General features: G+C 66.5%; 22 protein-coding genes. 11 read left to right on the top strand and 11 right to left on the bottom strand.

Annotated elements, in window-relative coordinates; translation table 11 throughout:
* Positions 1-919, bottom strand: a 919-nt coding sequence (locus AC1DS3_RS13420) for a DEAD/DEAH box helicase family protein (RefSeq protein WP_477127345.1), incomplete at its 3' end; no start/stop codon positions are given.
* A 157-nt stretch (positions 920-1,076) separates the two neighbouring features.
* Here AC1DS3_RS13420 and AC1DS3_RS13415 point away from each other — a divergent pair.
* Together AC1DS3_RS13415 and AC1DS3_RS13410 are read left to right on the top strand one after the other, a co-directional pair.
* Positions 1,077-2,273, top strand: a complete 1,197-nt coding sequence (locus AC1DS3_RS13415; RefSeq protein ID WP_043344875.1) for an amino acid aminotransferase — start codon at positions 1,077-1,079, stop codon at positions 2,271-2,273.
* 274 nt (positions 2,274-2,547) lie between these two features.
* The gene (locus AC1DS3_RS13410) at positions 2,548-3,789 is read left to right on the top strand and encodes a polyhydroxyalkanoate depolymerase (RefSeq protein ID WP_441633618.1); all 1,242 of its coding nucleotides are present in this window, start codon (positions 2,548-2,550) and stop codon (positions 3,787-3,789) included.
* A gap of 82 nt (positions 3,790-3,871) precedes the next feature.
* On the opposite strand, the gene AC1DS3_RS13405 is transcribed toward AC1DS3_RS13410, so the two are convergent.
* Positions 3,872-4,507 carry a TetR/AcrR family transcriptional regulator gene (locus tag AC1DS3_RS13405; RefSeq protein WP_441633616.1) on the bottom strand — a complete coding sequence of 212 codons (636 nt, stop codon included), beginning with the start codon at positions 4,505-4,507 and terminating at the stop codon, positions 3,872-3,874.
* A gap of 190 nt (positions 4,508-4,697) precedes the next feature.
* Here AC1DS3_RS13405 and rsxB point away from each other — a divergent pair, with 190 nt between their 5' ends.
* A complete protein-coding gene (gene rsxB, locus AC1DS3_RS13400) occupies positions 4,698-5,522 on the top strand; it encodes an electron transport complex subunit RsxB (RefSeq protein ID WP_477127344.1) in 825 nt (274 codons plus the stop codon).
* On the top strand, positions 5,519-6,163 hold the full coding sequence (nth, locus tag AC1DS3_RS13395) for an endonuclease III (protein WP_441633612.1): 645 nt from the start codon (positions 5,519-5,521) through the stop codon (positions 6,161-6,163). The genes rsxB and nth overlap by 4 nt, the downstream gene beginning before the upstream one ends.
* A gap of 72 nt (positions 6,164-6,235) precedes the next feature.
* Here the strand turns inward: nth and AC1DS3_RS13390 are convergent, their stop codons facing one another.
* On the bottom strand, positions 6,236-6,823 hold the full coding sequence (locus AC1DS3_RS13390) for a malonic semialdehyde reductase (RefSeq protein ID WP_043344864.1): 588 nt from the start codon (positions 6,821-6,823) through the stop codon (positions 6,236-6,238).
* 83 nt (positions 6,824-6,906) lie between these two features.
* Positions 6,907-7,851 carry a DMT family transporter gene (locus AC1DS3_RS13385; protein ID WP_477127343.1) on the bottom strand — a complete coding sequence of 315 codons (945 nt, stop codon included), beginning with the start codon at positions 7,849-7,851 and terminating at the stop codon, positions 6,907-6,909.
* 144 nt (positions 7,852-7,995) lie between these two features.
* Here AC1DS3_RS13385 and AC1DS3_RS13380 point away from each other — a divergent pair, with 144 nt between their 5' ends.
* Together AC1DS3_RS13380 and AC1DS3_RS13375 are read left to right on the top strand one after the other, a co-directional pair.
* A complete protein-coding gene (locus AC1DS3_RS13380; RefSeq protein WP_441633608.1) occupies positions 7,996-8,427 on the top strand; it encodes a DUF1841 family protein in 432 nt (143 codons plus the stop codon).
* 145 nt (positions 8,428-8,572) lie between these two features.
* Positions 8,573-9,865 carry a phospholipase A gene (locus AC1DS3_RS13375; protein WP_441633606.1) on the top strand — a complete coding sequence of 431 codons (1,293 nt, stop codon included), beginning with the start codon at positions 8,573-8,575 and terminating at the stop codon, positions 9,863-9,865.
* Between the two features lie 13 nt (positions 9,866-9,878).
* On the opposite strand, the gene AC1DS3_RS13370 is transcribed toward AC1DS3_RS13375, so the two are convergent.
* Positions 9,879-10,319, bottom strand: a complete 441-nt coding sequence (locus AC1DS3_RS13370) for a thioredoxin family protein (protein ID WP_441633604.1) — start codon at positions 10,317-10,319, stop codon at positions 9,879-9,881.
* Between the two features lie 89 nt (positions 10,320-10,408).
* Complete coding sequence (gene grpE / locus AC1DS3_RS13365; protein WP_477127342.1) at positions 10,409-10,966, bottom strand: nucleotide exchange factor GrpE; 558 nt, start codon at positions 10,964-10,966, stop codon at positions 10,409-10,411.
* A 275-nt stretch (positions 10,967-11,241) separates the two neighbouring features.
* On the opposite strand from grpE, the gene AC1DS3_RS13360 reads away from it, so the two are divergent.
* Complete coding sequence (locus AC1DS3_RS13360; protein ID WP_006160162.1) at positions 11,242-11,397, top strand: hypothetical protein; 156 nt, start codon at positions 11,242-11,244, stop codon at positions 11,395-11,397.
* Between the two features lie 40 nt (positions 11,398-11,437).
* Here AC1DS3_RS13360 and AC1DS3_RS13355 read toward each other — a convergent pair whose 3' ends face one another.
* The 3 genes from AC1DS3_RS13355 to hrcA form a co-directional block, all read right to left on the bottom strand.
* Entirely contained in the window at positions 11,438-11,833 is a 396-nt protein-coding gene (locus tag AC1DS3_RS13355) for an RNA-binding S4 domain-containing protein (RefSeq protein WP_441633602.1), read from the bottom strand.
* Between the two features lie 33 nt (positions 11,834-11,866).
* A complete protein-coding gene (gene hemH, locus AC1DS3_RS13350) occupies positions 11,867-12,982 on the bottom strand; it encodes a ferrochelatase (protein WP_441633600.1) in 1,116 nt (371 codons plus the stop codon).
* A 112-nt stretch (positions 12,983-13,094) separates the two neighbouring features.
* Positions 13,095-14,132 carry a heat-inducible transcriptional repressor HrcA gene (gene hrcA, locus AC1DS3_RS13345; RefSeq protein ID WP_477127341.1) on the bottom strand — a complete coding sequence of 346 codons (1,038 nt, stop codon included), beginning with the start codon at positions 14,130-14,132 and terminating at the stop codon, positions 13,095-13,097.
* Between the two features lie 114 nt (positions 14,133-14,246).
* Here hrcA and AC1DS3_RS13340 point away from each other — a divergent pair, with 114 nt between their 5' ends.
* From AC1DS3_RS13340 to AC1DS3_RS13325, 4 genes are all read left to right on the top strand, one after another.
* Positions 14,247-15,164 carry an NAD kinase gene (locus tag AC1DS3_RS13340; RefSeq protein WP_174422855.1) on the top strand — a complete coding sequence of 306 codons (918 nt, stop codon included), beginning with the start codon at positions 14,247-14,249 and terminating at the stop codon, positions 15,162-15,164.
* Positions 15,165-15,236: 72 nt separating this feature from the next.
* A complete protein-coding gene (gene recN / locus AC1DS3_RS13335) occupies positions 15,237-16,961 on the top strand; it encodes a DNA repair protein RecN (RefSeq protein WP_477127340.1) in 1,725 nt (574 codons plus the stop codon).
* A gap of 40 nt (positions 16,962-17,001) precedes the next feature.
* Positions 17,002-17,439: a hypothetical protein gene (locus tag AC1DS3_RS13330; protein ID WP_441633594.1), complete on the top strand. Its 438-nt coding sequence runs from the start codon at positions 17,002-17,004 to the stop codon at positions 17,437-17,439.
* Positions 17,440-17,568: 129 nt separating this feature from the next.
* Entirely contained in the window at positions 17,569-19,302 is a 1,734-nt protein-coding gene (locus AC1DS3_RS13325) for a S8 family peptidase (protein WP_477127339.1), read from the top strand.
* Between the two features lie 60 nt (positions 19,303-19,362).
* On the opposite strand, the gene rrtA is transcribed toward AC1DS3_RS13325, so the two are convergent.
* Positions 19,363-19,998: a rhombosortase gene (gene rrtA / locus AC1DS3_RS13320; protein ID WP_441633590.1), complete on the bottom strand. Its 636-nt coding sequence runs from the start codon at positions 19,996-19,998 to the stop codon at positions 19,363-19,365.
* Positions 19,995-22,835 (bottom strand): bifunctional [glutamate--ammonia ligase]-adenylyl-L-tyrosine phosphorylase/[glutamate--ammonia-ligase] adenylyltransferase, encoded by a 2,841-nt coding sequence (glnE, locus tag AC1DS3_RS13315; RefSeq protein WP_477109254.1) that lies wholly within the window; start codon positions 22,833-22,835, stop codon positions 19,995-19,997. Before glnE ends, rrtA begins: the two co-directional genes overlap by 4 nt.
* Between the last annotated feature and the right edge of the window lie 107 nt (positions 22,836-22,942).

The raw sequence follows: 22,942 nt of genomic DNA, 5'->3' as shown, positions 1-22,942 counted from the left end.
GCTCCAGCCGCTGCGCCTCCACCAGCTTGTTCTCCTTATAGAAGAAGTCCAGGCGCTCGCGCAGCTCTACCTTGATGTCCTCGATCGCCCGCAGCACGGTCTCGCGCGGGGTCACGTAGTGGCTCGACGGATAGACCGTGAACCTCGGGATCTTCTGCCGCACCCGCCCGGTGAGCGGGTCGAAGAACTGCAGGGAATCGATCTCGTCGTCGAACATGTCGACGCGCACCGCCAGCTCGGCATGCTCGGCCGGGAAGATATCCAGCGTATCGCCGCGCACGCGGAAGGTGCCGCGCTGGAAATCGGTSTCGTTGCGCGTGTACTGCATGGCGATCAGGCGTGCGATCACATCGCGCTGGCTGATCTTGTCACCGGTGCGCAGCGTCAGGATCATCTTGTGGTACTCGGACGGRTTGCCGATACCGTAGATGGCCGACACGCTGGCCACGATGATGGTGTCGCGCCGCTCCAGCAGGCTCTTGGTGGCCGACAGCCGCATCTGCTCGATATGCTCGTTGATCGAGGAATCCTTCTCGATGAACAGGTCGCGCTGCGGCACGTAGGCTTCTGGCTGGTAGTAGTCGTAGTAGCTGACGAAATACTCCACCGCATTGCGCGGGAAGAACTCGCGGAACTCGGAATACAGCTGTGCGGCCAGCGTCTTGTTGGGCGCGAACACGATGGCCGGACGGCCCATGCGGGCAATCACGTTGGCCATGGTGAAGGTCTTGCCCGAACCGGTCACCCCCAGCAGGGTCTGGTAAGACAGGCCGTCCTCCACCCCCTCGACCAGCTGGCGGATCGCCTCGGGCTGATCGCCCGCCGGCAGATAGGGCTGGTAAAGCTGGAACGGCGAGCCGGGAAAGGTCGCGAACTTCTCTTCATCCAGCGCGGGCGCGACTTCAACGAGATTCGACATAAGCTGGTAGGGGAAAACCTCAGGAAAACGGGCAGATACGCTAGAATCTTGGGGTTGGCGGCCCGGTATCAAGATGGGGGCCGCCCGCACTCCCGAGCGCAGTCCGGAGCATTCTACGCCTTCCCGTTTTGTTACATAGCTGACCACGAGATCCCAAATGAGTTTGTTTTCTGCCGTCGAGATGGCCCCGCGCGACCCGATCCTGGGCCTGAATGAAGCCTTCAATGCCGATACCCGTGCCACCAAGGTCAATCTGGGTGTTGGCGTGTACTTCACCGACGAAGGGAAAATCCCTCTGCTGCGCGCCGTGCAGGAAGCCGAAAAGGCCCGCCTGACCACCGCCACCCCGCGTGGCTACCTGCCGATCGAAGGCATCGCCGCCTATGACCAGGCCGTGCAGACCCTGCTGTTCGGCAAGGAATCGCCGCTGATCACCGAAGGCCGCGTTGTGACTGCTCAGGCACTCGGCGGCACCGGCGCGCTGAAGATCGGCGCCGACTTCCTCAAGCGCCTGTACCCGGACGCCAAGGTCGCCATCAGCGACCCGAGCTGGGAAAACCACCGCGCCCTGTTCGAGGCAGCCGGTTTCCCCGTGATCAACTACGCCTACTACGATGCTGCCAGCCACGGCCTGAATTTCGCCGGCATGGTGGAGTCGCTCAAGTCGTACGCCGCCAACACCATCGTGGTGCTGCACGCCTGCTGCCACAACCCGACCGGCGTCGACCTGTCGGCCGAGCAGTGGAAGCAAGTCGTGGAACTGATCAAGGAACGCAACCTGATCCCGTTCCTCGACATGGCCTACCAGGGCTTCGCGGAAGGCATCGAGCCGGACGGCGCCGCCGTGCGCCTGTTCGCCGAATCCGGCCTGCCTTTCTTCGTGTCGAGCTCGTTCTCGAAGAGCTTCTCGCTGTACGGCGAGCGCGTGGGCGCACTGTCGATCGTCACCACGGGCAAGGAAGAAGCCCAGCGCGTGATGTCGCAGGTCAAGCGCGTCATCCGCACCAACTACTCCAACCCGCCGACCCACGGCGGCACCGTGGTCGCCACCGTGCTGAACAGCCCGGAACTGCGCGCCATGTGGGAGCAGGAACTGGGCGAGATGCGCGACCGGATCAAGCTGATGCGCCATGCGCTGGTGGACAAGCTGGCCGCCAAGGGCGTGCCGGGCGACTTCTCCTTCGTCAAGTCCCAGCGCGGCATGTTCTCGTACTCGGGCCTGAACTCGGCCCAGGTCGACGTGCTGCGCAACGAGCACGGCATCTACGCCGTGGGCACCGGCCGCATCTGCGTGGCCGCGCTGAACAGCCGCAACATCGATGCGGTGGTCAACGCCATCGCCGCCGTGCTGTAACGCAAAACGCGTAAAAGTGCACAAAAAGGCGACTTCGGTCGCCTTTTTCGTATCTCATGGCAATTTTTCACGTTCTTTTGCATTTGTCATCGAGAAGTACGGTGTTTGTCCTATTGTCTTTTTCCGACGCGAGCGTACCTTAGGGTATATGCTGCATCGCACGATCGTTCGATTACGCGCATAATCGGTAACACATTAGCAACTGTATTTGTTGTATTTGTATTGTCCAGGCGTTGAATTCCAGCTTCGCCCCCAGCCTGATAGGGACCACGTCATGCTTTACCAGCTGCATGAATTCCAGCGCTCGATGCTGCACCCGCTTACCGCATGGGCGCAGGCTACGGCCAAGACCTTTACCAACCCCCTGAGCCCGATGTCCCTGGTGCCCGGCGCCACGCGACTCGCCGCCGGCTACGAGTTGCTGTACCGACTCGGCAAGGAATACGAAAAACCCGAATTCGATATCAAGTCGGTACGCTCCAACGGCCGGGACATCCCGATCGTCGAACAGACCATCATCGAAAAGCCCTTCTGCAAGCTGGTGCGCTTCAAGCGCTATGCGGACGATCCGGAGACCATCAAGCTGCTCAAGGATGAGCCGGTGGTGCTGGTGTGCGCCCCCCTGTCGGGCCACCATGCCACGCTGCTGCGCGATACCGTGAAGACCTTGCTGCAGGACCACAAGGTCTATGTGACCGACTGGATCGATGCCCGCATGGTCCCGATCGAGGACGGCCGTTTCCGCCTGGCGGACTATATCCACTACATCCAGGACTTCATCCGCCATATCGGCGCTGAGAACCTGCATGTGATCTCCGTGTGCCAGCCTACCGTGCCGGTGCTCGCGGCCATCTCCCTGCTGGCATCCGCTGGCGAGAAGACGCCAAAGACCATGACCATGATGGGCGGCCCGATCGACGCACGGCGCAGCCCGACGGCCGTGAACTCGCTCGCGACCAACAAGTCGTTCGAGTGGTTCGAGAACAATGTGATCTATACGGTGCCGGCGAATTACCCGGGCCATGGCCGCAAGGTGTATCCGGGCTTCCTCCAGCACGCTGGCTTCGTGGCGATGAACCCCGACCGCCACCTGTCCTCGCACTACGATTACTACCTGAACCTGGTCGAGGGCGATGCCGACGACGCGGAAGCCCACGTGCGCTTCTACGACGAGTACAACGCCGTGCTCGACATGGACGCCGAGTACTACCTCGACACCATCCGCGAAGTGTTCCAGGAATTCCGGCTTGCCAACGGCACCTGGGAGATCGATGGCCAGCCGGTGCGCCCGCAGGACATCAAGGGCACCGCGCTACTGACGATCGAGGGCGAGCTGGACGACATTTCGGGCGCCGGCCAGACCGCCGCCGCGCATGAGCTCTGCGCGGGCATTCCGAAAACGCGCAAGCAACACATCACGGCTGCCAAGTGCGGCCACTACGGGATCTTCTCCGGCCGCCGCTGGCGCCAGGAGATTTACCCGGAGCTGCGCGATTTCGTGCTCAAGCATCGTTGAGCCACGGCGGTTAAACCGCATGCCGCACCCATGAAAAACGCCCGCAAGCCGCGGGCGTTTTCTTTTGGGGCCGCAAGTTGCCTCAGCGGCGTTCCAGGTAAGCCAGCAGCATATCGGTGTGCAATTCGGCAAAGCGCTCATGCTCATCCTGCGCCGCCACGTCGCGCCCGATCACCGCGCTGATGGTGTAACGGTTGGACAGCACATAGTAGCCAAGCGCGGAGATCGTCAGGTAGAGCTGCGAGACATCGACGTTGTCGCGGAACACGCCCTGCCGCTGGCCCCGCTTGACGATTTCCGCAAGCACGTTAACCACGGGGTTGATCAACTGGTGCAGCTGGGTGGACTTCTTCAGATGGCGCGCCTCGTGCAGGTTCTCGCTGTTGACCAGGCGGATGAACTCGGGATTGCGGTAGTACCAGTCCCAGACAAAGCGAGCCAGCGTGCGGACCGCCGCGACGGGATCCTCCTCGACGATGTGCAACTGCTCCTCAGCGGCGCGAAACTCCGCATATTGTTTTTCAAGGACGGCCAGGAACAAGCCTTCCTTGCTGCCATAGTAGTAATACAGCATGCGCTCGTTGGTCTCGGCGCGGCGCGCGATCTGGTCGACGCGCGCCCCTGCCAGGCCACCCTTGGCAAATTCCTCGGTGGCTGCATCAAGGATGCGGCGGCGTGTTCCCTCGGGGTCCCGCTTGGTTCTGGTTTCGTTTCGCATGCGACGGCTGGTGAATCGTTGCGCGGATTATGGCACAGGGCAACTTGCGCGCAGCGGCCCCGGCAAAGGGCGCATCATCGCGCGTTTCTGCACTGCGGCGAAATCGGGGATAATCCCTGCCGCGTGCCCGTTCCGGCCAGGAAAAAAGAGAACGGCATCCGCGCCGTACCCGCAAACCCCAAAAGCTGTCGTGACCGCCATTTCCCAGACCCTCGCCGATCGCCTCGAAGCCCTGCTGCCGCAKACCCAATGCACCAAGTGCGGCTTCGACGGCTGCCGTCCCTATGCCGAAGCCATGGCAGCGGGCGAAGCAGCCTGCAATCGCTGCCCGCCGGGCGGGGAAGAGGGCATCCGCCGCCTGTCGGCGCTGCTCGGCACGCCGCTGCAGCCGCTGGACCCGGAGCGGGGCGTGGAGCAGGCGCGCGCGGTGGCAGTGATCGACGAAGCGCTGTGCATCGGCTGCACGCTATGCATCCAGGCTTGCCCGGTCGACGCCATCGTTGGCGCGCCCAAACAGATGCATACCGTGCTGGCGGACTGGTGCACCGGTTGCGACCTCTGCGTGGCCCCCTGCCCCGTCGACTGCATTGCCATGGTTCCCGTCAGCGCGCAGCGCACCGGCTGGGCCGCCTGGTCGCAGGCGCAAGCGGACGAGGCCCACGCGCGCTACCTCGCCCGCCGCTCGCGGCTCGTGAGCGAGCGCGAGGAGAACGATGCGCGCTTAGCGGCCAAGGCCGCCGCCAAACTGCAGGCGCTGCAAGCCGAAGCCCCGCAAAGTGAAGAGGAACGCTCGGCGCAGGCACGCAAGCAGGCCATCATCCAGGCCGCCATCGAGCGGGYGCGCCTGAAGCAACAAGCGGTGCAGCCACGCAATACCGAGAACGTCTCCCCTGCCGTGCAGGCACAGATCGACGCCGCCGAGGCCCGCCGCGCCAAGGCCGGCCTCACCGCCACACCGTGCCAGCCCGATCCGGATGCCGTGCCCGGCTCCAACCCAGCCCCCAAGGACTCATGAACGCTGCCAAGTGCCGCGCCCTGTTCGAGACACTGCGCGAAGTCAACCCGACCCCGGTCACCGAGCTGGAATACAGCTCGCCGTTCGAGCTGCTGATTGCCGTGCTGCTGTCCGCGCAGGCCACTGACGTGGGCGTGAACAAGGCCACGCGCAAGCTCTACCCCGTGGCGCACAGCCCTGAGCAGATGCTGGCGCTGGGCGAGAACGGGCTGATCGAGTACATCAAGACCATCGGCCTGTACAAGACCAAGGCCAAGCATGTCATCGCGACCTGCCGCATCCTGGTCGAGCAGCACGGCGGCCAGGTGCCGCGCGACCGGGCCGCGCTGGAGGCTCTGCCGGGCGTGGGCCGCAAGACGGCCAACGTGGTACTCAATACCGCGTTCGGCGAGGCCACCATTGCCGTCGACACGCATATTTTCCGGGTAGCCAACCGCACCGGCCTGGCGCCCGGCAAGAACGTGCAAGTGGTGGAGCAGAAGCTGCTCAAGACCGTGCCACAGGAGTTCATGCACGATGCGCACCACTGGCTGATCCTCCATGGGCGCTATGTCTGCAAGGCGCGCAAGCCCGAGTGCTGGCACTGCGCGATCGAGCCGCTGTGCGAATACCGCGAGAAGACCGAGGCGCCGCGCATCTGAGCAAAGGCACAACGGACAGGCAAAAAAAGACCCGCGCGAGGCGGGTCTCTGTCTATCTGGAAGTGCTTGCGCTCAAACGATGCGGCAGGCTTCGTCGAACGACAGGCGCGGGCTGCGCGGGAACAGCTTGTCGGCCTCGCCATAGCCCAGGTTCACGAGGAAATTGACCGACCACTTGCCATCGGCGAAGAAGGCGGCATTCACCTTGCCAGCATCGAAACCAGCCATCGGGCCGCAATCCAGGCCGAGGGCACGCGCGGCCAGGATGAAATAGCCACCTTGCAGCGAGCTGTTCATCAGCGCATCGCGGGCGATCTTTTCCGGCTGGCCGGCGTACCACGAACGCGCATCAGCGTGCGGGAACAGCTTGGGCAGCTGATCGTGGAAAGCGTTATCGAATGCGACGATGGCGGTGACCGGTGCCGAGCGGGTCTTCTCGACGTTGCCTGCGGACACGCACTCGACCAGGCGAGCCTTTTCCGCCGCGCTCTTGACGAACACGATGCGGGCCGGCGAACCGTTGGCAGCCGTCGGGCCAAACTTCATCGCGTCATAGATCTGGTGAAGCACGGCATCGTCCACCTGGCGGTCTTGCCACACGTTGTGGGTACGCGCTTCGGTAAACAGCTGGGCGATTGCAACCTGGTCGATCGGTTTCATGCGGTCGGTTCCTGAACAAGAAGTGAGAAGCGGATTGTATCGAAGACGCCGCCCTCGCCACGCAAGCGATTTGAGCAAGGGGTTCAATTCTGTTGCACATCCTGCGCGCCGGAACCCTTGCTGGTCAGCCAAAGCACGCCCGCCAAGATCAAGCCGCCGCCCAACGCCTGCGTCATCCCGACATGCTCCCCGAGCAAAAGCGCCGCCAACACCACTGTCACCACCGGCTCCAGGGTGGACAACATCGAAGCCCGCGCCGCGCCGAGCCGTTGCAAGCCGGCGAAGAAGGTCAGGATCGCCAGGACCGTGGACAGCAACGCGATCGCCAGCAGCGCCAGCCAGCCTGCGGCGCTCAGCGGGAACTGCGGCGGCACGCCAGCGCCCGCGCGCAACACCCCAGCCACGACATAGACCACCGCGGCCGCACTGCACACCACGGTGGTAGTGGCCAGCGGATTGACGCCCGCCGTCACGCGCGCACCCACGATGATGTACACCGAGTAGATCGCGGCCGAGGCCAGGCCAAGCCCGATGCCCAGCGCCGAGCCCTGGCCGCCCCCCACCGTTAGCCCCGCACCCACCGAGCACAGCACGAGCGCGATCACGGATGCGGTGCCGAGCCGTTCCTTGAGGAAAACGGCGGCKAGGATGGTGACAAAGAGCGGATACAGGTAAAGCAGCAGGGCCACCAGGCTGGCCTGGGCATGATTGAGCGCGGTGAAAAAGCAGAACGACTGGCCAACATAGCCGATGCCGCCCATGGCAGCCAGAGCCAACACCTTGCGCCAGCCCGGCAGGCTGACGCCGCGCAGGCGCATCGCCAGCGCCAGGGCGCCCGCGGCCAGCACGAAACGCACCGCCAGCAGGCCGTAGACATCGGTGCCCGCGTCGTAAGCAAAGCGCGCGAAGATGGCCATGGCGCCAAAGGCGCTGGCCGACAGGGCGATCAGCAACACGCCCGCGAGTTGCTCGCGGGCGTGTTGCTGAGGCTGCCGGACACGGGCGGCGKAGGAACGGGGAGCGGACATGGTGGCGCGCTGGCAGGAAATGGACCCGGCGACGCCGGGCAACRCCGCATTCTAGTGGCTGGCAGGCCGATTCGGTCAGCTTGCGAGGGGGCCGCTTCGCGCTGCGCTGCAGCAGTGGAAGCGCTCGTTTACAATAGCGCCATCATGTTCAATCCCTCCCGCGAAGAAGTCCGCCGTTTTTTCTGTGAAGCCTGGCAGAAGCAACGCGCAGGCAGCGTCCTCACCCCGCTCGAAGTCATTGCGGTCGACTGGATCGGCGAGCATCCTGAGTATCACAGCCTGCTCACCGACACGGAAGGCGCGCTGGCTCAGGACTACACGCCTGAAGGCGGCCAGACCAATCCCTTCCTGCACCTGGCCATGCACCTGTCGATCTCCGAGCAGGTATCCATCGACCAGCCCCCCGGCATCCGCCGCGCGTACGAATCCCTGGCGCAGCGCCTGGATTCACCGCACGAAGCGCAGCATCAGGTCATGGAATGCCTCGGCGAAATGCTCTGGCAGGCGCAACGCACAGGCATGCCGCCGGATGGCGAGCAATACATTGCCTCGATCCAGCGCCGCGCTACCCGCTAGGTGACGTCCCAGCCCTGCCCGGGCTGCGTACAAATCATCACAAGATTCTGCCGCATGGCGTGATAGGCACGTGATAGGCTGTACCGCGTCGCAATACCCTGCCGCGTGCGCATCACCTCTTCACGAGGGTGCGCTGCCGCCTCCCATGCTGCTCAGCACGCTCAAGCCCGAGATCTGCCGCGCCACGGCCAGGCCCCCCGCGCTCCTGCTCGCCCTCGCCCTCTTGGCCGCCGGGCCGCTATCGAGCCATGCTGCCGTGGCGCTGCTGCAACCGCCGAAGGTGGTCGACGGCACCAAGCCCCTGACCCTGACCTTGTTGCTCAGCGCCGACGGTGCGAACCGCAGCTTCCTGGTCCCCCAGGCGATCGACGTCACGGTTTCGGCCGATCTGCAGGCCCCTGTCAGGCTCAGCATGCAGCGTGTCAGCGCCGGCCCCTCGACGATCAAGTTGCGCAAGGGCGAGCACCGCACGGTCGAGTACAGTGCGCCATTGCCGCCCAACCTGCGCGGCGTGGTCCGGCTGGATCCCGTGGACATCGACGCCGCGCCCGTGCTGGTCACGCTCAATCGCGCCCCGCGCGCCGAGGATCCGCCGTCGGCCCAGGTCGCGGCGACCCCGGCACCCACCACAAGCGCCGAAAGAAGCACCTCGCCTGTGCCGGTTGTCCCTGTCATTCCGGTCGCCGCCGCCAGCCAGGCGTCGCCCGTCCCGGCAGACCTGCGAGACGAGGGCCGGCTGACCTTCAACGATCCGATGTACTTCATGGTCGGGGCGCACGGCGGGGCCAACGCCAAGTTCCAGTTCAGCTTCAAGTTCCGCATCTACCAAGGCGAGAATCCGGCTTCGCACGGTTTGCTCGAGAACCTGTACTTCGGCTACACGCAGTTTTCCCTGTGGGATCTGTCGAGCGACTCACGGCCGTTCCGCGACACCAACTACCGCCCGAGCCTGTTCTATTACCTGCCGGATACCGGCGTGCAGAACCGCGTGATCAGCCGGCTCTCGCTTGCGGCTGGCCTGGAACATGAGTCGAATGGCCGCGATGGCGCCCAGTCGCGCAGCATCAATATGGTGTTCGTCAAACCCACGTTTTACCTGGGGGACATGAGCAACTGGCACTGGAGTGTGTCGCCCAAGCTGTACTACTACGTCGAGAAGAACGACAACACTGACATTGCCAGCTATCGCGGCTACATGGACCTGAAGCTGGCCTATGGCAAGCCGGACTCATGGGAGTTCGCTACCACCCTGCGCAAAGGCACGCAGAAGTATTACGGCAGCGTCGACGCATCGGTGACGTATCCGTTGGCCAGGCTGATCCCCGGCACGGCGGGTTACCTGATGGCAGGCTATTTCGTCGGCTATGGCGAGAGCTTGCTGGACTACAACCGCAAGCTGCCTTGGCAATTCCGGCTGGGATACGCGCTGTCACGCTGACGCGCGGACGCGCCTAGCCGGCCAGCGGCTTGCCGCCAGCCTTCAGYCGTGCATTGGCTACCGCCGCGGCAAACTGGCCCTGCCCATGCCAGCCGGTGGCCCGCCCCAGCCTCTTGCCCTTGTGGAAGAACATGAAGACCGGAATGCCGTGCAGGCCGAATCGCTTGCCCATATCCGGGTGCGCATAGACATTGGCGTGCAGCCAGTGCAGCTCCAGCGCCCGCACCGGGTCTGGATTGGACAGCATGGCTTTTTTCGCCATTTCGCAATTGAAGCAGTCCACGCCCCAGAAAAAAACGCAGACCAGCGCGTCGCCAGCAGCAGCGATGGCGCCATCGATGCCGGCGCTGTCCACCTCGCGCATGCCGAACGCGTCGAAGGCGCGATGGTCGAGGTGCGCCGCCGGATCCACGGCGGTGTCGGGCGTGGCGGGGTTGCCTGGCTCTGTGGACATGGACATCTCCAGCAATGAAAAACGCCCGGGCCAGCGGCACCGGGCGTTGCTTGTGCCAGCCCGCCGGGCGGACCGCAAAGAGGTGGCGCTTACTTGGGCGCGGACACCGTGACCAGCGCCGGGCGCAGCACGCGATCGGCGATCGTGTAGCCGCGCTGCAGCACCGTGACCACGGTGTTCGGCTCCTGCGGCGCCGGCACCATCGAAATGGCCTGRTGRCGGTGCGGGTCGAACTTCTCGCCMACCGGGTTCAGCTCGACGATCTTGCCCYKCTCGAAGGCGCTGACGAGCTGGCGGGCTGTCAGTTCGACCCCTTCGCGCAGCTTGGCGATATCGCCCGACCCGTCGGCCAGCGCCGCCTGCAGGCTGTCCATCACAGGCAGCAGGTAGTCGGCAAAGGTCTCGATAGCAAATTTATGGGCCTTGGCGACGTCTTCCTGGGCACGGCGGCGGATGTTCTCGCCTTCCGCGGTAGCCCGCAGAAACATGTCGTAGTTTTCCTTGGCCTTGGCTTCAAGCGCGGCCAACTGGGCCGCCACGTCCACGGTGGCGGCGTTATCGGCCTGGCCGGCCGGGGCGGTGTTCAGCTCCTCGCTGGCTGGCGTGAGCGGCGGCGTGGTGGATGGCGTCTGCTTCTGTTCTTCCATGTCGATCCGTATCAAACAAAGGCGCGGCCTGTCTAGCGCAGGCCGCCGGGTGGTCAATCGGCAAATGTAGCCTGCAATTGGTGGCAGGCCCCCGGATTTTCAAGTGCGCACCGCGACGGTGCAGTGAAATACAAGGTTACAAAGAGGGGGTCTACGGAAATAGGGGTCATATTGCTTTGCTGCAGCGCACCCCCTAAGATGAAACCGTATAAAAATGACAAAAATAACGGGGTCGAAGATGCAATTCAAGTGGGGCCACTCTCGAAAGGTTAGCCATGCATAAGCTGCCTGTTCTGACGGTCTTCCTTCTCGCCGCATTATCGGTGATGACAGTCTTCATCTGCCTCTCCGGCGCCTTCACGCCGCGAGACACCGAATACGGCAGTGGCAAGGCGGTATTCAAACACTACATCATTCCCTACGTTCGCTGACCCGGCCGGGGAGTCCGTACAGCCTGAATCGCTGTCMGCCTCATCCCCTGACGCCGTCGATCTGGCGGCGATCGCGCTTGGTCGGGCGCCCCTGCAGCTTCGATGCAGGCTCCACGTTAAGCCGCCGATTCTCGGCATCCTGCCGCCGGCGCGCCTCGCTGGCCTCGGTTTCCGCATAAAGCGTCTGGGCTACCGCGGCCGGGCCGCGTACCGCTGCAATGCCTTTTACGACCACTTCCCAGCGCTGCTGATGCGCCTCGAGGACGACGGTGTCGCCCGGCTTGACCTCGCGCGAATTCTTGCATGCCTGGCCGTTGACCTGCACCTTGCCACGGTCCACCGCCTCGGCAGCCAGCGAGCGAGTCTTGAAGAAGCGCGCGCACCACAGCCATTTGTCGATGCGCAGGCGGGCATCGGCCTCGAAAGATACACTCATGTCGTCACCTCCATCCGTTGGGCAGCGCCACGCTCATGCCGCGGCGCCACGCGTCTGCGCGTGCGTGCGGCGGGCCTCCAGCTCATGCGGATGCGGCAGCCGCAGCGGCCAGCCCTGCAAGTGCTGCAAGCCAATCTCCGCCAGCCCGGCAATCCAGCTCTCCGAATCGTTGAGGCAGGGAATGTAGTGGAACACCTTGCCGCCTGCCACATGGAACTCGGAGCGCCCTTCCATGGCGATCTCTTCCAGCGTCTCCAGGCAATCGGCCGGAAAGCCCGGGCAAAACACGTCTACCCGGCCAGTGCCGACCTTGCCGAGTTCCTGCAGGGTGGGCGCGGTATAGGGCTGCAGCCACTCCGCCTTGCCAAAGCGTGACTGAAAGGTGACCTGGTACTGCCCGGGCTGCAGGCCCAGCGCCTCGCCCAGCAGGCGCCCGGTCTTGAGGCACTCGCAATGGTAGGGGTCGCCGAGCTCCAGCGTGCGGCGCGGCACGCCGTGAAACGACAGGATCAGCTTGTCGCCCCGCGCGAAATCCGGCGTGCCATGCTGCGCCCAGTATGCCCCCACCTGCTGGTGCAAGGCGGCAAGATAGGCCGGATGGTCGTGGAAATGCTTGACCAGCCGCAGCTCCGGCTGGTTTCGCCACTGCTTGAGTACCCGGAACACCTCGTCGAAGCCCGTCGCCGTGGTGGTGCCGGAGTACTGTGGATATAGCGGCAGCAGCAGGATGCGCTCGGTCCCCTGGCGGCGCAGCGCTTCCAGCACCGAGCCGATCGACGGATTGCCGTACCGCATGGCGCACGCCACTGTCACCTCATGGCCTTGCTGGTTCAGCAGCAGTTGCAAGGCGTGAGCCTGGCGCTCGGTGTGCACCAGCAGCGGGGAACCCGTCATATGCGCCTCCCGCAGCCAGATCGACTCGTACTTCATCGCCGAAGCGCGCGAGCGCAGCGGCACGATGATGCCGTACAGCAGCGGTAGCCACGCCGCGCGTGGGATCTCCACGACGCGCGGGTCGGACAGGAACTGCTTGAGGTAGCTGCCGACCGCCTTCGGCGTTGGCGCATCCGGGGTGCCGAGGTTGATCAGCAGGATGGCCGTGCGCGGCGCCTGGCCATGCTGGTAGGCCGGTTCAGGGGTAAACGTCATGTAATTTCCGGTGTGGCGGGGCGGCGCGGGCACAGGACGCGCGGCCGCCAGGTTTCGCCGAGCTTACAGGATGCGGGGAACAGGCAGTTTGTAAGACAGGGCCGAGCCAACACTAGTTCTGGCTGAGCGCGCTGGACAACAGGCGCGCGGTGATGTCGAYGATCGGGATCACCCGTTCGTAGGCCATGCGGGTCGGCCCGATCACCCCGAGCGTGCCGACGATCTGGCCGTCGACTTCATAGGGCGCGGTGATGACCGCCATGTCTTCGAGCGGCACCAGTTTGCTCTCGCCGCCGATGAAGATCTGCACGCCCTGGGCGTGGCTGGAGACATCGAGCAGCTTGAGCAGGCCGGTCTTGTGCTCGAACACGTCGAACAGGCGGCGCAGCTTTTCCATGCTGGACGACAGGTCTTCCACCTCCAGCAGCTTGCGCTCGCCCGAGATGAAGACATGGTCGTCTTCCCCCTCGGCCATGGCATTGCTCCCCGCCTCCACCGCGGCCTGCATCAGCTGCGACATATCCATGCGCAGCGCCCGCAGCTCGCCGCGCAGGTGGTCGCGCACATTGTCGAAGCTCATGCCGGCAAAGTGCGAGTTGATGAAATTGGCGGCTTCGACCAGTTGCGACGGGGAATACGGCAGCTCGGTCTGGATGATGCGGTTCTGCACGTCGCCCTCGGGGGTGACGATGATCAGCAGGATGCGCTTGTCCGAAAGCCGCATGAATTCGACCTGGCGGAACGCCTGGGCGCGCCTGGGGGTCATCACCACGCCGGCGAACTGCGACAGGTTGGACAAGGTGTGCGCCGCCGACGTGATCATCCGCTGCGGCCCGAGCTGCYGGCCCTCCAGCTGGCCCCGGATCTTGCCGGTCAGCTCGGCCAGGTTGAGCGCGCCATCCAGCGGCTGGGCGGTCAGCATGGTGTCCACGAACAGCCGGTAGCCGCGCGGCGTGGGAATGCGCCCGGCCGAGGTATGCGGGCTGGCAATGAACCCCATTTCCTCCAGGTCGGACATCACATTGCGGATGGTGGCCGGAGACAGGTCGAGCCCCGAGTACTTCGACAAGGTCCGTGAGCCCACGGGCTGCCCCTCGGCGATGTAGCGCTCGATGAGGGTTTTGAGAAGCGTTTTCGCACGTTCATCCATGATGCTCCTGATTTTACGCAAGTTTTCACCATTCGGGCGGCTCATCGGCGATCCGGCCCGGCGCCAAGCGCCCTCCTGCTGACAATGGTCACGGCGGTATGGTCTAATCCCGGCATGTCTTCGCTCCCCAAGCCCGGCGCCGCGCGCGCCCCATTTCGCACCGTCGCCCTGATCGGCAGGTACGCCACAGCCGGCATCGAGGGCCCGCTGGAAGAGCTGGCCGCCTGTATCCTCAGGAACGGCCAGGATGTGGTGTTCGAGCGAGACACGGCCCTGGCCACCGGACTGACCGACTATCCGGCGCTGGCGCCCGACGAGATCGGCAAGCATGCCGATGTGGCGGTGGTGCTCGGCGGCGACGGCACCCTGCTGGGCCTGGCGCGCCAGCTGGCCGGCTACCCGGTGCCGCTGATCGGCGTGAACCACGGGCGCCTTGGCTTCATGACCGACATCCCCTTGCAGGACGTGCACTCGGTGCTGCCCGACATGCTGGCGGGCCGCTACGAGTCCGAGACCCGCATGCTGCTGGAGTCCCAGGTGGTGCGCGACGATGGCGTGATCTTCTCCGCGCTGGCCTTCAACGACGTCGTGGTCAACCGTTCCGGCATTTCCGGCATGGTCGAGCTGGCGGTGTCGGTGGACGGCCACTTCATGTACAACCAGCGCTCCGATGGCCTGATCGTCTCCACGCCGACCGGCTCGACCGCCTATGCGTTGTCGGCGGGCGGCCCGATCCTGCACCCGACCCTGTCGGGCCTGGTGCTGGTGCCGATTGCCCCGCATGCGCTGTCCAACCGCCCGATCGTGCTGCCGCACGATGCCGAGGTGTCGATCGAGGTCGCCACGGCGCGTGACGCCAGCGTGAACTTCGACATGCAGTCGCTGACCTCGCTCTTGCCCGGCGACCGCATCGTGGTGCGGCGCTCGGCCAAGACCGTCAACCTGCTGCACCCGATCGGCTACAACTATTACGCCACGCTGCGCAAGAAGCTGCACTGGCACGAGTACCCGAGCGAAGACAACCGGCTCTGATCCGCCCCGGCCCGCACCGATCCGGCCCAGATCCGTCCCCTGACATCACCCAGCCCCGACCCGTCGACCACGATGCTGCGCAGCCTGTCCATCCGCGATTTCGTCATTGTCGATACCCTCGACCTCGACTTCTCCCCGGGCTTCACCGTCTTCACCGGCGAGACCGGCGCCGGCAAGTCGATCCTGATCGATGCGCTGGCCCTGGTGCTGGGTGAGCGCGCCGACGCCGGCGTGGTCCGCGAAGGCGCCGCCCGGGCCAGCATCAGCGCCACCTTTTCCACCCCGGCCGGGCTCGACGCCTGGCTGGCCGAACACGATCTCACCGGCGACGAAGGCACGGTGCTGCTGCGCCGCACGGTCGACGCCAGCGGGCGCGGCAAGGCCTTTATCAATGGCGCCGCCGCCACGCTGGGCCAGCTGCGCGACATCGGCGACCGCCTGGTCGATATCCACGGCCAGCATGCCCATCAGTTGCTGCTGCGCCCGGACGCCCAGCGCCTGCTGCTCGATGCCCATGCCGGGCTCACCGCGCAAGCCGGTGCGGTGGCCGAAGCCTGGCGCTCGTGGCGCGCGTGCGTGCGCCAGCGCGAAAACGTCGAGCACCGCTCGCGCGAGATGCAGCTGGAACGCGAGCGGCTCGAATGGCAGGTCGGCGAGCTCGAGAARCTGGCGCCGCAACCCGGCGAATGGGAAGACATCCAGGCCGAGTACAACCGGCTGTCGCACGCCGCCGGGCTGATCGAGGGCAGCCGCGCCGCGCTCGAGGCGCTGTCCGAGGCCGATGGCTCGGTGCTGTCCGGGCTTAACAGCGTGGTGCAGCGCCTGCGGCAGATGGCCGACGTCGACCCCGCGCTGGGCGACGTACTGGCGGCGCTGGACCCGGCGCTGGTCCAGGTCGAGGAGGCCGCGCACTCGCTCAACCGCTATGTCGACCGGATCGACCTGGACCCCGAACGCTTGCAGGTGGTGGRGGCGCGCATGCAGGCGCTGCACACCACCGCACGCAAGTACCGGATGCCGCCCGAGCAGTTGCCGGACGAACTGATGGCGCGCCGCCAGCAACTGGACGATCTCCAGTCCGCCCAGGACCTGAACAAGGCGATGGCGCGCGAGGCCGCGGCCCGCGCCGCCTACCTCACCATCGCCCAGCACCTCGGCGCCGCACGCAAGGTGGCGGCCGAAAGCCTGTCGGCCGCCGTGACGGATGCCATGCAGGGCCTGTCCATGGCGGGCRGCAGTTTCGCGGTGGCGCTGCACCCGCTCGACGAAGGGCAGAGCCACGGCCTGGAACAGGTCGAGTTCCTGGTGGCAGGCCATGCCGGCGTCAGCGCGCGCCCCCTGGCCAAAGTGGCGTCGGGCGGCGAGCTGGCCCGGATCAGCCTGGCAATTTCCGTCATTACCAGCGAAGCCGCGCCCACCCCCACCCTGATCTTCGACGAAGTCGACACCGGCATCGGCGGCGCGGTGGCCGAGGTAGTGGGCCGCCGCCTGCAGGAACTCGGCCGCGCCCGCCAGGTGTTGTGCGTGACCCACCTGCCGCAGGTGGCCGCCCAGGCCGGCGCCCACCTGCTGGTCAGCAAGGAGACCAGCCAGCGCGACGGCACAGGCTCGGTCACCCGCTCGCGCATCCGTGCCCTCGACGCCGCCGGCCGCGTGGTCGAAACCGCACGCATGCTGGGCGGGACCACGGTGACGGCCACCACAGTGCAACATGCCGAGGAGATGCTCGCGCAAGGCCTGCGCGGCACCACCGGCACGGCCCGGGAGGCGCGCCGCTCGCGGCGCAGCGCAGGCTGATAGCCTGCGCCCTGGCCCGTAACCATTCAGGAGTTTCCCCATGTCACTCGGCAAACAGCCGCACTCCCGCTCACTGGCTCGCCCGCTGCGGATCACCGCCGCCTGCGGCCTGCTGGCCCTGCTGGCCCTGACCGCTTGCCAGGCGCAGCAGCGCCCGTCGGCGCCACCGCTCAACAGCATCAGCGCCGATCGCGCCGTCGGCGATATCATGGTGCGGTTCTCCGCGCCGCCGGTCACCGTGTCCGAAGACGCCGATCGCTTGCTGGCCTCGATTGCCGGGCCGATCCGCTTCGTCGTCAAGCGGCCCATGTCGGGCGGCGTGTGGTTGGTCACCGCGATCTCCGCGTCGGCCGATGCGACGATCGACCAGGCGCTTGCCACGCTGCGCGGCACCCCTCGCATCGAACTGGCCGAACCTGACCGCGTGCTCAAGCCGAACCGCACCCAGCCCATCGGCCGCGACATGCCGCCGAGCTGAATCCGGCGGTGGCCCGGTTTCTGTCGTCGGAATGCATGGCTTGGACGTTGAAGGCTGAAGGTTGAAGGCTGAAAGTTGAATGCTGTAACCGCGGTCAGTCCGAAGCGGGCTCAACGGGAGAACCTAGACATGCAGGAACAGCGTCAATTCCAATCTGGCGAAACGCGGCGCGTGGCGCCCCATGCCGCCCTGCTGCTGGCACTGGGCGCCGCCCTCTGGCTGGGTGTGCCGGCCGCAGCCGGCGCGGCCCCCGACCCCGCCGCGCGCCCCGCGCCGCATTACACCGGCAACTTCATCGTGCGCTGGCGTGACGGCAGCACAAGCACAACCACCGGCGCGAACGTCACCAGCGCGAGCGACCGCGCTGCTGCCAGCGGCTTGTCCGAGCGCATGCTGAGCGTGCGCCAGAGCACCGGCGTGGCRCTTTCGGTCAAGCGCCAGATGGGCGGCAGCTTGCAACTGCTGAGCGTCTCCGGCAGCGATGCCGCCGACCCGGAAGGCACCGCCGCCCGGCTGCGCCAGGATCCGCGCATTGCGGAAGTGGTGCCGGACCGCTGGCTGCGGCTGCACGACACCGTGCCCAACGATCCCGAGTTCGCGCTCAACCAGCCCTACCTCGGCACCCCTGCCCAGGTGGTGGGCGGCGTGAACCTGCCCCCCGCATGGGACCGCACGCGCGGCAGCAGCAGCCTGGTGATCGCCGTGCTCGATACCGGCTACCTGCCGCACCCCGATCTCGCCGGCCGCATTGTGCCCGGCTATGACTTCATTACCGACCCGAAGATCGCCAACGACCCTGATGGCYGGGACGCGGATCCCACCGACGCCGGCGACGGCGTGCCGGCGGGCTTCATCTGCCCAGGCACCACCACGGCGACCACGACCGCAACCAACAATAGCTGGCACGGCACCCGCGTGGCAGGCACGCTTGGCGCACTCACCAATAACGGGGTGAACATCGCCGGTGTGGACTGGAACGCCCGCATCCAGCCGGTGCGCGTCTCCGGCCGCTGCGGCGCGCTGCTCTCGGACACCGTGGATGGCATGCGCTGGGCTGGCGGCCTCTCCGTACCCAATGCGCCGGCCAACCCCACCCCGGCGCGCGTGATCAACGTGAGCCTGGGCGGCGGGACCTGCTCCAGCATCGAGCAACAAGCCGTGGCCGACCTCGCCGCGAATGGCGTGGTGGTGGTTGCCGCCACGGGCAACAGCGCCGGCGCGGTCGAGGCGCCTGCCGACTGCACCGGCGTGGTCGCCGTAACGGCACATGCCAATGACGGCGAGAACGCCAGCTATGCCAACGTGGGGCCGCAGGTTGCGCTGAGCGCGCCCGGCGGCGGCTGTGGCAACTCCAAGGTATCGGGGGGCAAATGCACAGTGGCGGAGTCGTTCATCCGGACCCTCTCCAATGACGGCACCACCTCGCTTGGCAACTACAACGTCATCAACTCGCAAGGCACCAGCTTTGCCGCGCCGCTGGTATCGGGCGTGGTGTCGCTGATGCTCGCCGCGAACCCGGCCCTCACACCTGCCCAGGTGCTTGCCACCTTGAAGAGTTCGGCGCGGCCCCATCCGGCTGGCACCTATTGCACGGCCGCAGCCAATGCCGGCATCTGCGGCGCGGGCCTGCTCGATGCCAATGCCGCCGTGGCCGCCGGCACGCAGGTGGTCCAGCCGGCGCCCGCCGCGCCCGCCGCCTCGTCGGGTGGTGGTGGTGGCGCGATTTCGTGGCCGCTCGCGCTCGGGCTGGGCGCGCTTGGCTTGCTGCTGAACTGGGTCGGACGCCGCCGGCGCCCGGCGCCCGGCGCGGTCGCGCTGAAACCACGCCGAAAACACGCCGAAACCACGCAAAGACCGCGCTGAATTTGCGGCGACCACGGGGCACCGTCCGGCCTGCGCCGGCCGCGCCCCTTGCCCGCGCGCCTATGCCGGCGGCTCGCCCCGGCGGCGCTGCCACCACTCCTGCACCAGCCATAGCCCCAGGCCGGCCAGCGCGCCGGCCGCGTGCGAGATGCGCACGACCCCGAACCCCCACTGCGCGTCGAACACCACGGGCGCGAGCCACGACTGCTCAAGCCAGGTCTTGACCAACACGCCAAGGCAGAGCGCCACGCCGAGCACGCGCGACACGCCGCTGCCATAGAGCAGCCTCAGCCCGCCCCACAGGGCCAGCCCGTGCAGCGCGCCGGACAACCCGCCGTACCAGCCCACCGACGGCACCCGGCATAACGCCAGCTGCACCGCGACGCCGCAGGCGAGCAGGACCGCCAGCATTGCGGCGGCGCGCGCCTCGCGGCCGATCAGCAGGAACAGGCCCGCTGCTGCCAGCAGGTCCGCCAGCCAATGCTGCCAGCCAAGGTGGACCCACATTGCCGTCAGCAGCCGCCACCACTGGCCCCCCACGCCGCGGCCCATGACCGCATCGCGCAGATAGAGCCCGTGCGCGTGCAGCCACGGAATAAAGGTAAAAGCGGCACCCAGGGCGGCCGTGAGCGCCAATACGGCCAGCACGCCCGGCCATCCCGGCTGGCGCGCCGCGCCAGCCGCCTGCGCGTTCATTTGCCGCCGCCGGCAACCGGCTCGCCGAACACCGCTTGCCAGAGGGTGCGCACGTGTTCCGCCTGCGGCGCCACCGCGGCCGGCGCTACCCGTGCGTGGACCTGCCCGTCCAGGCGCAACTGGTGCTGGCGGGCACGGAACAGGCGATAGGCGTCGCCCACTTCGCGCGCCAGCGTGGCATCGATCAGGCCGATTTCGCCGGCCGTGCGCAGCAGCGCGATATTGCCGGCATTGCGCGTGAGCGCGGGATGATCGTGGCTGTGCAGCAGCACGAGGTATTGCACCGTGAATTCGATGTCAACCATGCCGCCGCGATCATGCTTGAGGTCGAACAATCCGTTTGGGTTGGGATGCCCATCGGCCACCTTGTGGCGCATGGCGACGATCTCGCCGCGCAGCGTGGCGGCGTCGCGTGGCTGGCGCAGGATCTCGTCGCGCAGGCTTTCGAAATGCGCGCCGATCTCGGGGTCGCCCGCGCAAAAACGCGCGCGGGTAAGGGCCTGGTGCTCCCACACCCATGCGGTGTTGTCGCCCTCGCGCTGCTGGTAGCGGCGAAAGCCCTCGAAGCTGGTCACCAGCAGCCCGGCCTCGCCGTTGGGGCGCAGGCGCGTGTCGACATCGAACAGCGTGCCGGCGGCGGTATGGCTGGTCAGCCAGGTGATCAGGCGGCGCGCGTAGGCGGCATAGACGTCAGGCGCGCGCTCGTGCTCGTCTTCGTAGAGGAAGATGATGTCGAGGTCGGAGGCATAGCCCAGCTCCTTGCCGCCCAACTTGCCGTAGGCAATCACGGCAAAGCGCGGCTGCTCGGCGTGCCGCGTGGCAAGCTGGCGCCAGACCGCCTGCAGGGTCACGTCGAGCATGGCGTCGGCCAGGTCCGACAGCCGGTCGGCGATCTGCTCCACCGTCAGCATGCCTTGCAGGTCTTGCAGCAGGATGCGGAAGGTCTCGGCGTGGTGCTCKCGGCGCAGGATGTCCATCTGCGCTTCGATCTGCCCGTCGGCCGCGTCGAGGCGCGCGGCCAGGCGGCTGCGAAAGCCGGTCCAGTCAGGCGCGCCCGCCAGGGCATCGCTGTCGAGCAGTTCGTCAAGCAGTTGCGGGTGGCGGGTCAGGTAGGCGGCGGCCCAGCTCGATGCGTGCAGCGTGTCGGCCACGCGCGCCATCGCCTGCGGGTACTCGGAAAGCAGCGACAGATAGGACGCGCGGCGGCTGATGGCATCCAGGAAATCGACAAAGCGGGCGATGGTGCGGTCGGCATCTTCCTGGCGCGAGGCCAGGTCAAGCGCGCGGTTGACCAGCAGGTCAAAGCGCACGCGGCTGGGCTCGGACAACGCGCGGTAGCGCAGCGAGGCGCCGATGGCGCGCAAGCGGTCGAGCAGCCCGGTGCAATCGCCGAAGCCGGCTGAGGCCAGGCGCTCGCACGGCGGTTCATCCTGTTCTTCCTGTATCAACGCCGGCCACAACGCCTCGCACGGTGCGTGCGCTTCATCGGGGTCCGAGAAGGTGGCCTCGAACTGTTGCGCCACCGGATCCTGCAGCGACGCCAGCCGCTCGAGCAAGGCCGGCCAGTCGGCGCAGCCCATCATCTTCGCCACCGCCAGTTGCTCCTCTTCCGAGGTTGGCAGGTGGTGTGTCTGGGCATCGTCGCGATACTGCAGGCGGTGCTCGAGCTGGCGCAGGAAGCGGTAGGCATGCGCCAGTTGCTCGGCCTGGCCCGCAGGCAATAGCCCATGCTCCACCGCCACCGTCAACACCTCCAGGGTGGGCCGGATGCGCAGTGCCGGGTCCTGGCCGCCGCGGATCAGCTGGAAGACCTGGGCCATGAACTCGATCTCGCGAATGCCACCGCGGCCGAGCTTGATATTGAAGGCACGCTGGTTGACGCGCTGGCCGCCGCCTGGCGCCGCCAGCCCGCCGCTGCGCTTGGCCGCCTCGGCGCGGATCTGCGCGTGCAGCGAGCGGATCGCCGCGATCACGCCGTAATCGAGGTAGCGGCGGAAGACGAAGGGCGTGGTCAGGCTGGCCAGTTGCGCGGCGGTACGCTGCGCATGCGGGGTATCCAGCGCCGACACCACCCTGCCCTTGATCCAGGCGTAGCGCTCCCACTCGCGGCCCTGCACCATCAGGTATTGCTCCAGCATGCCGAAGCTGCAGGCCAGCGGTCCGGCGTCGCCGTTGGGGCGCAGGCGCATGTCGACGCGGAACACGTAGCCATCTCCGGTCACGTCGGCCAGCAGGTTGATCAGGCGCCGTCCCAGGCGGATGAAATATTCGTGATTGGACAGGCTGCGTTGCCCGCCACGCGTGTCGCCGTCTTCGTCGTACAGGAAGATCAGGTCGATATCGGACGACACATTGAGCTCGCGGCCACCCAGCTTGCCCATGCCGACCACCACCAGCTCCTGGACTTCCCCGCTGCTCTCCCCGACTGGACGGCCGTAGGTCGGGGCGAGGTCCGCTTCGAGCATGGCCAGGCCGTATTGGATGCCGAGCTCGGCCAGATCCGTCATCGCACCGGTGACTTCGCCCAGCGTCGACTGCCCGCGCAGATCGCGCTCGATCACCACGCACATCACTTCCGCACGCAAGCGGCGCAGCGCGCGCTTGACGGCGTCGTCCACATCGGCCGACGGCTCATGCAGGACCTTGAGCCGCGCCTCCATCCAGGCGCGCGTGAGCAGCTGGTCGCGCGCGAGCGCGACGATTTCGGCCAGCTCGGGACGGGCCTGCACCATGCGGCGGGTGTAATGGGAATAGGCGGGCGAGTACAATGCCATGCCGGCGCAGTCGACCGGCACGAGTTCCACGGCGGCTACCACCGCGAACGGGCCGGTGGCCATGTCGGCCACAGCCTGCCTGGCAGCGCTGGAAGTGTTGCCGGGCGCATGTTCGCTGGCAGCGCCATCGGTTGCAGCGGTATCGGGCGCGGCTGCGGAACTCGTCGGAT

The sequence above is a fragment of the Cupriavidus sp. 01L46 genome (genome assembly GCF_056399905.1).
The sequence above is the reverse complement of the archived record's forward strand: the minus strand, read 5'-3'. Positions and strand labels throughout refer to the sequence as shown.

Excerpts from the sequence above, each read along its gene's own strand:
- AC1DS3_RS13415 (WP_043344875.1), top strand. The coding sequence starts at position 1,077 with ATGAGTTTGTTTTCTGCCGTCGAGATGGCCCCGCGCGACCCGATCCTG.
- AC1DS3_RS13410 (WP_441633618.1), top strand. The coding sequence starts at position 2,548 with ATGCTTTACCAGCTGCATGAATTCCAGCGCTCGATGCTGCACCCGCTT.
- AC1DS3_RS13405 (WP_441633616.1), bottom strand. The coding sequence starts at position 4,507 with ATGCGAAACGAAACCAGAACCAAGCGGGACCCCGAGGGAACACGCCGC.
- nth (WP_441633612.1), top strand. The coding sequence starts at position 5,519 with ATGAACGCTGCCAAGTGCCGCGCCCTGTTCGAGACACTGCGCGAAGTC.
- AC1DS3_RS13390 (WP_043344864.1), bottom strand. The coding sequence starts at position 6,823 with ATGAAACCGATCGACCAGGTTGCAATCGCCCAGCTGTTTACCGAAGCG.
- AC1DS3_RS13380 (WP_441633608.1), top strand. The coding sequence starts at position 7,996 with ATGTTCAATCCCTCCCGCGAAGAAGTCCGCCGTTTTTTCTGTGAAGCC.
- AC1DS3_RS13375 (WP_441633606.1), top strand. The coding sequence starts at position 8,573 with ATGCTGCTCAGCACGCTCAAGCCCGAGATCTGCCGCGCCACGGCCAGG.
- AC1DS3_RS13360 (WP_006160162.1), top strand. The coding sequence starts at position 11,242 with ATGCATAAGCTGCCTGTTCTGACGGTCTTCCTTCTCGCCGCATTATCG.
- AC1DS3_RS13355 (WP_441633602.1), bottom strand. The coding sequence starts at position 11,833 with ATGAGTGTATCTTTCGAGGCCGATGCCCGCCTGCGCATCGACAAATGG.
- hemH (WP_441633600.1), bottom strand. The coding sequence starts at position 12,982 with ATGACGTTTACCCCTGAACCGGCCTACCAGCATGGCCAGGCGCCGCGC.
- AC1DS3_RS13340 (WP_174422855.1), top strand. The coding sequence starts at position 14,247 with ATGTCTTCGCTCCCCAAGCCCGGCGCCGCGCGCGCCCCATTTCGCACC.
- AC1DS3_RS13330 (WP_441633594.1), top strand. The coding sequence starts at position 17,002 with ATGTCACTCGGCAAACAGCCGCACTCCCGCTCACTGGCTCGCCCGCTG.
- rrtA (WP_441633590.1), bottom strand. The coding sequence starts at position 19,998 with ATGAACGCGCAGGCGGCTGGCGCGGCGCGCCAGCCGGGATGGCCGGGC.